Origin of the sequence: Collinsella sp. OF02-10 (assembly GCF_003463445.1) — a bacterium.
GTDB lineage: Bacteria > Actinomycetota > Coriobacteriia > Coriobacteriales > Coriobacteriaceae > Collinsella.
The window spans coordinates 1-11,998 of record NZ_QSCW01000006.1 but is presented as its reverse complement, the minus strand read 5'-3'; the positions used below and the strand labels follow the sequence as shown (position 1 = coordinate 11,998).

Sequence of the window (11,998 nt, the reverse complement as noted above, 5' to 3'; positions counted from 1 at the left end):
CTTGAATGTATAGCCGGTTGGAATTCTCGTTCCAGCCGGTTTTTTGTTTGCCGAGAGACCCGGCGACCCAGTCCTCGACGCATGAAAAACGGGCGACTCGGATGTTTGTCCGAACCGCCCGCTCCGTGCGTTATGTTGAGACTCCTAGCCCGTTACGTAATACCAGACAACACTGTCGCCGTTGGATAGGACGTAGTTGCTGCAAGCCGTGTTGGGCGTAACGCCATTAACGGAATACATCCAGCCGCTCGTGCTACCGTGCTCCTTTTCGGCCAAACCGCCGATGGCGGCGACATACGTGCCATACGACGAGCCGTGCGCGTTCACGGAAAGGCCCAGCGCGCACAGGGCATCGTAGGCTGTGGCGCCCTCGTTAAAGGTGAAGGTGCCACTAGAAGACACAGGATTGCCCACAGCGCTCGATGTGACCGAGACCGACACCGTTACGTAGTTGGACTCCTGCGAACCGCCCTGTCCGCCCGAGGGAGCGCTGCCGCCATTAGAGCTGGAGGCTCCATCAGACGACTGGCCACCGCCCGAAGAAGCACCGCCAGACGCATTGGAAGTATCGTCGGCTCCCGTATTTTGGGCAGCGGATTTATCGCCAGACTTCTTGCCGTCCTGGCCCTCGGACTTCTTGCTATCCGAGTTTTTATCCGATTCCTTGTTTGAAGACTCGGAATCGTCCTTGGACTCGTCTTTTGCATCATTCGATGACTTGGAGTCCTCGGAGCTGGCCTCGCCCGAAGTCGTAGTCGAGCCAGACGCCTTGGTGTCCTTGGTGACGACGCTCTCCCCCGTCACGGTCTGAATGATCCAGTCGATGGACCAGGCACCGCTTGTGGAAGGATGGACGAAACCCAGTGAGACGACGATCAGAATGGTGCACGCAGCAGTCAGAACGCCAAGGAGCGCCTTGCGACGAGGGGCGGACGCCGCCGAAGCGGCGCCCTTTTGCTTTGCATCGTCGAGCTGAATGAACGACGAGTCGGGCTGTTTGGAGTCGGCGTCCTGAGGTTTATTGGACACAGCCCTCACCTACCGACGTTTGGTGAACACGAACACGCCGACGATGGCGAGACCGATGACGCCGGCGGCAACGCCAACAATGGCGAGCGGGTTGGTACCAGTCTCCTGCTCGGAAGCACTAGAGGACCTCTTGGCAGTGGCCGTGGAAGTAGCACCCGTATCGGACTTGGAATCGGACTTCTTGTCGGACCTGCCGTCCTTCTTGTCAGACTTCTTCTCGTCCTTCTTATCGGATTTATCGGAGTCCTTCTTGTCGGACTTGTTGTCCTTGGTCTCGGTCTTGGTCGACACCGTCGTCTTGGTCACCGGCTTCTGACCCGGGGCGATAGCGCCGCCCTTCGAGCCGGAGCCAGAACCCGCGCCAGCGCCAGCACCGGAGCCGTTGCCAGCGCCGCCGTTGCCACCATTAGTGCCAGAACCGCCATTACCGCCAGGGTTAACGGCATTCTTGGTCCACTTGGCATACAACGTCAGGTCGGCCGTCACCGGCGTGCTAAAGTCATACGCCTGCGTGCAAGCCTCATCGGTATACCAACCGCCGAAAGTGTAGCCATCGCGCGTCGGATCGGCCGGCTTGACCAGCTTGCCATCGGCCGTAGCAACAAACTTAGTGTCGCAAGCAGACCCGCCGTTGGAATTAAAGGCAACCGTCCAAGACTCAACGGCCCCGAGCTTGAACAGCGTGCCCGAGTCATTGATGTAGTACAGGTTGCCAGATGCATCGGCAATGACCGGAGAGTCACAGTACTGGTAATGGCCAGCCGCATCATAAATCTGCGTCGCCTCTGCATCGCCGAGCGTATAGCGATACACGCCACCACCAGCAGAGTAGTTGACGTAATCCTTGCTATCCGCGCTGTTAACAGTGAAGTACACATAGGTCTTGCCGCCCTGAACACTCACCAGCGGAGTAGCAGCAATACCGTTGAGGCCAGCCGGCAGCGCCTTGCCGTCGGCAGCAGCGACCATCGTGGTCTTACCCGTCTTCAGGTTATAGAGAACCAGAGCAGAGCCAGTAGCCGTCTGTCCGCCGACAATCAGATTGTCACCAGACACCGCAGGGGCGCTCAGATTATTCGTAAGGCCCAGATCAACCGTCTTCTGTTCACTCAGCATGCCCTTCGCCGAAAGCGAAATCACATGGAGCTTTCCGTCGTGCGTCATCTGATAGAAGGTCGAACCATTGGACGGATCGGCAATGCAATCGGCATTTGCGACAGCGCCGAGCTTCATGGTCGAAACGACATCGCCCGTCGTCTTATCAATGCACTTAAGCGTACCCGCGCTCGTAGGAACGATGGCATACTTATCCGTCAAAGCCGCACCAGTCCAGTAATAGCCCTCGGCAGGGTCGATGTTCTGCCAAGAGACTTCGCCCGTGGCAATCTTAATGCGCGCAAAGGAGCCGTTGCCGTAGGTCGCGTTGTAATTCTCGTCATACGAAATATCGACCGAGCCTACATAGACGTACTCGCCGTCCGAAACGACGGTGCAGGAGCTCTGCGTCAAGTCCGTCAAACCAGGCGTCAGCCACTTGCAGATCAGCTTGTCTGCAGTAATCGCCTGGACCGCACCGCCGTTGAGCGGAACGATGATAAGACCATTGGTATAGATCGGACGAGAGGTATAGCTCACCTTGGAGGCAAGCGGCGCAGAGGCAACCTTTTTGCCCGTGGACGAATCGATCTTAATGAGCTCGTTCTCGGTCGCGATGTACACAAAGCCGTTAGCAATGACAGGTTCGCTGCAGTTGGCATACTGCTGACCAGACTCGGCCTTCCAATCGAAGGCCCACTTAAGACCAGCGGCCTGCGCAGGCGTCTTGGCATCCGTTACGGTCGAACCGTTGCCACTGTTGCCGTAGCCGGCCCACTCGGCATCCCAATCAGGAGTCGTCGCACTCGGGTCCACGACAATCTTGTCAGGATCGGGCATGGGCGAATCGTCGGTGGTATAGGCAAGCGTAACCTTATCGTCGCTCTTGAGCGTAATCTGATTGGCGCAGAGTAAGGAGGGCTCTCCATTGATATACAGATGCCAGTATTTATTGGTCGCACCATCATAGCCGTACGTCTTGCCTCCGAACGGCGAGTCGATGGAATTGAGGAACCAGTACTCACCGCTCTGGGAGCCGTTGTACGTAACGCCCTTTGCCTTCAGAACCGCTTCGATAAGGTCCTGGGCCGTAGAGCCTTCGGGCAGGGAAACATTGCTTGCCGAGCCCCAGCGAGTATTGTTGCCGTTGACATCGGGACCGATAACATCGACAGACCCAAGAACCTGGCCAGGAAGGGCATCGCTGTCGCCAGCATACATAAAGGTGACGGCGTCACCCTCATGGAGCTTGTAGGCACCGGCGCCAACGTCGGCGAACTTGTACTTTACGTCGGACTTGCCCTTTACGTAGAAGCGCCAATAGCTATTGGTCGCAGCATCAGAGCCACAATAGGTCTCACCATCAAGCGGCGAGGTAATGCCCCTGAGGTACCAGCCCCAAGACTCTTCTGTAGCTTTGAGTTCAAGACCAGTCTGCTCCAACAGATCCCTAGCAGTGGATCCTGCCTTGAGGCTCGTCTGGCCCGTCGAGGCCCAAACCTGCTGTTTGCCGTCCTTGTCCTTACCAAGTACCTGAACAGAAGCATGGACAGAATCGGAGGGCAGCTGGTCGCCCCAGCCACCGTAGAACCACGTAACGGTATCGCCGGCATGGATGGTGACATTGTCCGCCGTATAGTCACTCGACTTGCCGTTGATGAACAGCTGCCAACAGGTCGAATAATCGAACGGCGTACCCAGCTCAACGCCGTTGTACTTAAGGCTCAGAATGAAGGAGCCCGCAGCAACGGCGTCGATGCCATTCGCCTCGAGCGCGACCTTCGTAAGGTCAAGTGCGCTCGAGCCGGACGTCACCACATACTGCGCGTTATCGACCCAAGTCTGAGTCTTGCCCTGGGCATCGCGACCAATGACGGTCACATTAGCGGCAACCTGGTCCTTAACGACAGGGGACACGCTACCAGCCGTATAGGCAAACTCAATCTTCTGCCCCTGGGTGAGCTTGACGCTGCTCGCGCCAACCGAGGAAGACGCGCCATCGACGAACAGCTGCCAGAAGGCATAAGTCGTCGGATCGTAGGCAAGCGTGCGGCCATCGCTCGGGGATGTGATGCTTTTGAGGTAGAACCCGTATGCCGTGTTCGGATCGTAGTCCGCCTTGAAGCCCGTCTTCTCCTGCAGCTTAATAAAGGCATCCGCAGCCGTCGCGCCCTCGTCAAGCTTGAGCTGCGTAGGTGCCACCCAGGTCTGAGCCTTGCCGTCGGCATCGGTGCCGATAATCGAGAACGAGACCTCGACTTGCTTCTTGGCGACATCGCCGGTTTCTGTCGGGCTCTCCGTCTGGACGGCAGCCGCGGCGGCAGATCTTGCTTGGTCAGCGGCTACCGTCGAAGACTGCTCACTCGCGGCAGGGTTCTCCCCCGTCGCCGAGCCTTCGTCGCCAGCTGCCGCCCCTGTTGTGGCGGCACTAGCTGCGGGCGTGCTCCCAGAATCTGAAACCTCGGCGCCGCTCTGCTCGGCGGCACCGCCCGCAAGCGCTGCACCCTCGTCCGGCGTCGCAGCCTGAGCCACAGCCTCGGCAATGCCCTCGGCGCCCTCGGCCCACAGCTGAGCCGGCGTGGTGCCAAAGGCCATCGCGAAGGCCAGGAATGCCACCAGGCCGCGCTTGGCTACGCCGCGCGCAATTGCGCCTCGGCGATGCGAGACGCGCTGGCGCTCGTCCACAAACATATCCATTTGTCTCCTACTGTCTGTACTTGGAGCGTTGCCTTGAGGCTGCCCCACGTCATCGCGCATGTTGCGCTCGAGTTCCCCCATCGGGGTCCCCTTCCCTCCAGAGCCCTATGCACACCGGCGGCATACGCCGCAGCCGCATACAAGATGGGAGGCGATCCGACTTAACCTTAACGGCTCAGGCGCGCCGTCCGATCTGCGACACGAACATCCCGAGCCAAGAGGAATTACGGTTACTGGTACAGCCGGGGACTTGCACCCCAATTCTCCCAAACGCGCAGGAAAACCGCGCATTCGTGCGTCTCCGCACCACCATCTAGGCCATCGATTATTACCGTCAGTATGGTATCACGCAAAAGGGCCTCGCACGCAGGCGAAGCCCAAGGTAAAAGCTATTGTTTGCGATAGGAAAATGCGGTGACGGTCGCGGCCTCTAGTGCTTGCCGCCGTGACTGTTGAGCCAGATATTGCGGCCCAGCATAAGCGCCAGCACCAGTGCGCTGACGTAGCCCATAAAGCCAATGACCGGGATACCAAACACAACCGGCTCGATGCGCGCGTAGTACACCACCGACGAACCGATAAACAGGCCAGCAATCACAATTGCCATCGACATGCGGTCGATAATTCCGCCCAGCTGTCGCAGCGCCTTATCGCTGCTCATGATCTGCGTGTTCACCTTAAGCTGACCGCGCGTGAGCATGCGCGAAGCCAGGCCAAGATACTCGGCCGCCTCGAGCGAGCCTTTTGCCGCGCGATAGCTGCTCGCGGCAAGATCGCGTCCCATGTCGCGCACGCGCGCATAAGTGCTTTTTTCGTTTTTGATATGCGTCTGAATGATCTGGATCATGTTGACGTTGGGCATGTACTCGGTCAACAGGCCCTCGAGCGTCACCATGCCGCGGGCGAACATCGTTACCACGCTCGGCAGTTCAACGTCGTTTTTGCGCGCGAGGTTTAACAGCGAGGTCAAAAACTCGCCGATATCCAGATCCTTCAGGTCAAGGCCCGCAAAGTCAGCCACGATAAAGTCAAGATCGGACAAAAAGGCCGAATGATCGAGCTCAGCCGAGTCGCCACGCGTCACGGCGAAGCGCATGAGCGAATCCTTGAGCTTGGGCACGTCACCCTCGGCCACGGCGAAAATCATGTCCTTGACGATACCGCGATCGTGACTCGACATGCGTCCGACCATGCCCAAGTCGATAAAGTAAACGATGCCGTCCTTGAGAATAATGTTTCCCGCATGCGGGTCGGCATGGAAAAAGCCGTCATCGAGCACCTGCGTCGAGTAATCCTCGACGATTGCGGCACCGATCTTTTCCAAGTCATAGCCCTCGGCCACCAAGCGTTCAGGATCGGCGATCGAAATGCCGTCGACGTAGTCCATAACCACCACGTGCTCGGTGCACAGGTCCAGATAGGATTTAGGACACGTCACGCCATGAACGCTCCTATGGAACTCGTAGAAGTCGTTGAGGTTTTTGGCCTCGGCCAAAAAGTTGGTCTCCTCGCGAAACGAGGTCCACAGCTCCTCGACTACGCCGTGCAGGTCAACGAATTGATCGGTGTTGACGAACTTGGAAACGATACGCACCACTGAGCGGATGATATCGATGTCCTGTGCCATAACCTGCTGCGCACCGGGGCGCTGCACCTTGACGGCCACGTCCTCGCCCGTCACCAAACGAGCGCGGTGCACCTGCGCGAGCGATGCGCTACCAAGCGGATTGGGGTCGATCGCATCGAACATCTCCCCCAGGCGCAGGCCGTATTCTTCTTCCAGACAACTGAGTACGACCTCGTACGGCACCGGCTCCACGTCGGAGCGCAGACGACGCAGCTCGTCGCAAAAGCGTTGCGGCAGAATCTCGGACCGGTTGGCCAGAATCTGCCCCATCTTAACGAACATGGGGCCGAGTTCCTCGAGCAGGCGGCGCAAACGAACCGGCGTGAGGTTGTCCCACACGCGGTACTTTTTGACCAGGCGAACAATCTGCCCGATGCGCTCGCGGCGACCCGCCGGCGTGAGCTGGTATTCCTCGTCCGGCGCCATCGCGTCGGGCTCCTCTGGCACCATATCGACAGCGCGCGGCTTCTTGCGAGCGCCCGAGACGGCGGCGTCGACCTCATCGACAACCGCCGCCTCGTCACCCAAGGGATCTAGATTGTTGTAATCGGTGGTGGAATCTGCCATCTGCGCTGCTACTCGGCCTCTTCGGTATCCTTCGCATCGTCGGGCTCAACGGACTCGACGGGCACCGAGGTCACGTTGTCCTCGACCGAATCGACGATGTCGCGCACATGGGCCAGGAAGGCCGTGCGCTCGGGGGCGGTCATGACGCGGACGCGGGCAAGGATGAGCTCGTCAAGCACGCGCTGGGCCGCGGTCTCGCCCTGTATGCCCAGACGCTCGGTCAGGTCGGAGATGGTGCCACCGGCCTGCTCGAACATGTCGGACACACTGCGGGCGATATCGGGGGCGCCTGCGTCCTTACGCACCTGCTCACCCTTGGTATTAAGATCGTCGAGAACCTTCTTGCTGCCCTCGACGGCAACAGCAGCGGCGCCGAAGCCCACGTTGATGGCGCCGTTAACAAGCTGATCGAGTTTCATAACCATGGTTGTCTCCAATCACAAACAACTGCATTGGCGTTCTTGTACCCAAGATTGAGCGAAAGCGACAAAGCGTTTTAGCGCTATTCGATCGACGGGAAATCCCTACCTCACGTTGTCGTTCATCGCGAAAGAGTTCTTCATGGCGCAGCTCGTGGTGTAGAGCACCTTGCCCAGTAGAGCATCGGTCTCTACGCGAACACGCTCGGCAAACTCCTCGTTGGCGCGTGCAAGCTCGGCAGACACCTCAGCCTCGGGCAGCGCGGCAACGGCGGCGTCAACGTCGTGCAACTGTTTGTGACCCATGCCGCCGACCTTTTCCTGATAGTCCTCCACGGCGCGGCCGCACTCATGGAAGCGGACGTCAGCCAGCGCGCCGATCAGGCGGTTGGCCCAGTAGAAGTTTTCGGACGTCACGCGAGCCTGCGTGTCGGCATAGTATTCGGGCATGGTCTCGACGTTGGCGTACAGCGGAACCAGCGCGTTAAACGAGTTGGAGCCAAAGGCCATCCACTGAACGGCGCGGTAGGCCGGCTGCGCATAGGGACGCAGCTGCAGCACGGCGAGCTGGCTGTTGCGGTTGATGCCGATGGGGCGATAGGCGCCGCGCGTGGCGGGCGTGCCCTTGCTGCCGTAGCAGTCGTACTCCGTGCCCTGGTAGTGGCTCGAAAGCACGTACTTGATGTCCTCGATGGTCACCTTGCGCTCGGGCACGCGGCTCCAGGGGATATCGTCGCTCTCGGGCGTGTAGTCGGCGTCGGGGCCATCCCACACATCGCTGGGGTTGAGGCAGCGCTGCATGTACCAGGCGCGCGGCGTGTTGTAAACGTGGTCGCTGTCACTGTGCGAGCCAAAGGCCTCGCGCGGGTTAAAGACCGCGGCCGGACCGTCGCCCTCGACGCCCAGCGTCAGGTCCAGATGCCACTCGGCCATCCAGGAGCGCAGGTCGGCGGAGCACATGTGGTCGGCCTGGGCGCCCTCGGCGTCATCCAGGTCAAAGCTGTCGATACCCAGCTGGTTGGGCATGGTCACATAGGCGTCATCGGGCACGCGCTTGGCAATCCAGTGGTGGCCGCCGATGGTCTCGAGCCACCAGATCTCGTCCACGTCGCTAAAGGCGATGCCGTTGTTCTCGTAGGTGCCATAACGCTCGAGCAGGTCACCCAGAATGCGTACGCCGTCGCGGGCGGACTTGGCATACGGCAGCACCAGGGTCACCATGTCCTCCTCGCCCAGACCGCCGGGCTGCGCCGGAACATAGCCGTCCTCGCCCTCGTTGCCCTTGGCGGGCACGTAGTCCACGAGCGGGTCGGCGCCGCGAACGCGCTCGTTGGTGGTGAGCGTCTCGGTTGCGGACATGCCCACATTGAGCTCGTTGAAGCCGGCCTCGGCCCAGATGCCGTGGCCCGGGACAACATCGGGGACGCTCGTGTAGCGCATGGGGTTATCGGGCAGTTCAACGGTCAGGCGACTCAGGACGCTCATGTAGGCACGCGGCTGCTCGTCGGGATGCACCACGCGCATACGCTTGGGCTCAAACACCCCGTTGGACGAGTCCTCGTTGCGGGCGACAAGCGTCGACCCGTCGTAGCTCGCATTCTTACCAACCAGAATCGTTGTGCACGGCATGCGCATCCTCCTTGAGCGAAGAAATCAAACGATAACAGTGTATCGCTTCGGCGCAGAAAGGGCGAAACCACGGCCTCGGCAGCCCTTGTGGTCAAAAAATGCCAAATATGAGTACTGTCACCAATTTAGTAACAGCAATTTTGCTACGCATGGGTGTCGGAAGTCTACATCTGTTCAATAATTAGATGATGTAATTCCTCATAGGTCCAATAAAATAGGCTCTCTATCGATAATAAATATTGTTAGAGAGCCAAATTAGCCTAAAATATATGTGAGTATCTTGGCAACAGTACTCATATTTGGCATTTTTTGTCCACAGGGTATAGAACTAACCCCTCAAACAGCCCAAAACGCCTATTTCGATGCGCGCTCGGCCGCCTCGATCACGTGTTTGGCGAGGATCGCCGTCGTCACAGCGCCCACGCCGCCCGGCACGGGCGTGATGGCGTTAACAACCGGCTCCGCAGCATCAAAATCGACGTCCCCGACCAGCTTGCCAGCGGCCTCGTCCCAATTAATGCCAACATCGATGATCGTCTGGTCCTCGCGAATGGCATCCACGCCAATCGTGTGCGCGCGTCCAACGGCGGCAACCACAATGTCGGCAGCACGGCACTCGGCAGCAAGGTCGCGCGTATGCGTATGGCACGTCGTCACGGTCGCATTGCGCGCCGTAAGCATGGCGGCAACAGGACGCCCGATCACCAGCGAGCGCCCGACCACAGCAACCTTAGCTCCATCCAGCTCAACGCCGTAATGATCCAGCAAAGCAAGCACGGCTTCGGCTGTGCAGGGGGCAAAACCCTCGCCGCGCCCCGAAAGCGTGGTGAGCAGCGAAGCCGGCGTCATGGAGTCAACGTCTTTGGCAGGATCGAGTGCCGCGGCAACCGCGTCCTCGTCAAGGCCGGCGGGCAGCGGGCGGAACATCAGGCAGCCATGAACAGACGAATCGGTATTGATGTCCTCGATGGCCGCCAACAGCTCGTCCTGCGAAACATCGGCGGGAAGCAAAACGCGGCGAGCTTCAATGCCAACCTTCTCGCAGCGCTTGAGCGCACCGCGCTCGTAGGATAGGTCGTCCTCGCGTTCACCCACACGCACGATAGCCGACGTCGAAACAACGCCCCGCTCGCGCAGGGCTGCGCAGCGAGCAGCAAGTTCCTCAGTCAACGCGCGGGCGACGGGAGCACCCTTCAGTAGCTCAGCCATGGCTATCCCCTCTTCCTTGCGGCGTCGGCGGCGCGGCGCGCCAGCGCATCGGCGCGCGGCAACCACATGTCGAGCAACTCATCACACGCCGTCTCGAGCTCCTCAGCACGAGCGCGATCCTTCATAGACGTGGTGTTCGCAAAGAGCGTCAAGCTCGCGCCCTGCATAGCAGAACGGCAGAACACGGCGCCGCACGCCACATCGGACAGCAGCTGACGCGAACCCTTGTCGGCCATGTCCTCGAGCAGCGCCAGTGCACGCCCGCAGGCATCCATAATGCGATACGGCGGCATAGCGGCCACATGCAGCGCATCCTGAATCGCGGTCGCTCGAGCCGGATCGTCACGCGGAATACCGTACGCCGCGGACACCTGCCCATAGGCACGAACGTCCTCGGCAACCAACTCGACAAGCTCCTGGGCCAGCTCATCAGCCTGGGCAAACGCGCGCGTCAGGTCATCCGCGCGATCGGCAAGCGTGGGGTTGGTCGCGCCGTAGCGCGCGACCATCCCGCACAGCGAGGCGCCCAGCGCACCCACAAAGGCGCTCGCGCTGCCGCCGCCGGGCACCGGCTCGCGCGCGGCAAGCGCCTCGGCAAACCCGCGGCAGGTCTTGTCCATCATCTCTTGGCTCATACACATGCACCTTCAAGTCATATACATCGGTCGAGCGGCAACCGCCGACCGACCGCATCGATCACATAATGGTGCTAAGTCTAGCCCATAAGCACATGGGCGTCAGCGCACCTGGCCATCGCGGATTTCTATGGCACACGATAGGCGGCAGCGACACAAACATGGGACACATGGCCCACGTTTCGAGACTCCCGGGCAGCGGCAACTGGGGCATACATATAGGTAAGGAGCCCTATGTTGGGGCAACGCTCGCCACGACACCGGACGACGAATGGAGGAATAACCGCACAGCAAACAAAGGCATCATGTGCATGCGTAACCGCCGCCCCAGCGATCCGCGGCACACGATGTCCCTGGCAGACAAGGAGGACGCCACCATGAAGAAAAAGACCCTATCGATCCTTTCCCTTTGCATCGCCCTCTTTGCCGTGTTTGCCCTTGTCGGCTGCGGCGGGAGCGCATCGGGCGGCGGCAGCGCCTCCAAGAGCGAGAGCAAGGAAAAGGTCCCCGTCGCCAAGAAGACCGACTTTATCTGGTTTAAGGTCGAGATGCCCGAGGGCGTCGGCGTAAGCGACTCCGCCGGCAAGAATGCCGACAGGGTTCAGTTCACCTTCCCCGAAGACGAGAACGCCTCGGCCGATCGCTTTATCCCCGTTTGGAAAAAAGCGCTGACGGCCGAGGAATCCCACGCCGACCAGGCGGAAAAGAAGGGGGATACGTTCCAGTGGAAGGATGGCGGGTCCGTCGAGTATAACGGCAGGACGTGGCTCGTCGGAACATACGAGGACAACAGCGGCATCTCAACCATGCTTTTTACCGACGTTGAGCCGGGAAGCGCCTACGTCCTCATCTCGAACTTCGACCAGCACAAGAAAGAAGCCGAGACACTCCTCAACTCCATCGAGTTCCCCGACGACATGAAGAAAGCAGTTGACGAGGCACGCGAAGTCGAGATTTCGAGCATCGAGATCAAGTAACGGGGCACCCGCACGTGCCTATGCGCACCCGCGCGCATGCGCTCCATTAAAACAACGGGCGCCCAACCCGGGGGGTGTTCCTATAGTTTTGTCAACTGGGAAATGCTCTCCGTG

At 59.8% G+C, this 11,998-nt stretch carries 8 protein-coding genes; 1 reads left to right on the top strand and 7 read right to left on the bottom strand.

Features of this window, described 5'->3' with window-relative positions:
* Positions 1–144 precede the first annotated feature (144 nt).
* From DXA43_RS04275 to DXA43_RS04245, 7 genes are all read right to left on the bottom strand, one after another.
* Positions 145–1,029: a DUF4430 domain-containing protein gene (locus DXA43_RS04275; protein ID WP_233540013.1), complete on the bottom strand. Its 885-nt coding sequence runs from the start codon at positions 1,027–1,029 to the stop codon at positions 145–147.
* A gap of 9 nt (positions 1,030–1,038) precedes the next feature.
* Positions 1,039–4,821 carry a DUF4430 domain-containing protein gene (locus DXA43_RS04270; protein WP_158564938.1) on the bottom strand — a complete coding sequence of 1,261 codons (3,783 nt, stop codon included), beginning with the start codon at positions 4,819–4,821 and terminating at the stop codon, positions 1,039–1,041.
* A gap of 430 nt (positions 4,822–5,251) precedes the next feature.
* Positions 5,252–7,015, bottom strand: coding sequence for an AarF/ABC1/UbiB kinase family protein (locus DXA43_RS04265; protein ID WP_117806350.1), 1,764 nt, complete (start codon positions 7,013–7,015; stop codon positions 5,252–5,254).
* Positions 7,016–7,023: 8 nt separating this feature from the next.
* Positions 7,024–7,440, bottom strand: coding sequence for a hypothetical protein (locus tag DXA43_RS04260; RefSeq protein WP_117806349.1), 417 nt, complete (start codon positions 7,438–7,440; stop codon positions 7,024–7,026).
* 99 nt (positions 7,441–7,539) lie between these two features.
* A complete protein-coding gene (locus DXA43_RS04255; protein WP_117634911.1) occupies positions 7,540–9,063 on the bottom strand; it encodes a C69 family dipeptidase in 1,524 nt (507 codons plus the stop codon).
* A gap of 354 nt (positions 9,064–9,417) precedes the next feature.
* A complete protein-coding gene (locus tag DXA43_RS04250) occupies positions 9,418–10,272 on the bottom strand; it encodes a bifunctional 5,10-methylenetetrahydrofolate dehydrogenase/5,10-methenyltetrahydrofolate cyclohydrolase (RefSeq protein WP_117806348.1) in 855 nt (284 codons plus the stop codon).
* A 2-nt stretch (positions 10,273–10,274) separates the two neighbouring features.
* Entirely contained in the window at positions 10,275–10,907 is a 633-nt protein-coding gene (locus DXA43_RS04245) for a cyclodeaminase/cyclohydrolase family protein (protein ID WP_158564937.1), read from the bottom strand.
* 377 nt (positions 10,908–11,284) lie between these two features.
* Between DXA43_RS04245 and DXA43_RS04240 the strand changes: the two genes are divergently transcribed.
* On the top strand, positions 11,285–11,884 hold the full coding sequence (locus tag DXA43_RS04240) for a hypothetical protein (RefSeq protein ID WP_147344717.1): 600 nt from the start codon (positions 11,285–11,287) through the stop codon (positions 11,882–11,884).
* Positions 11,885–11,998: the final 114 nt, after the last annotated feature.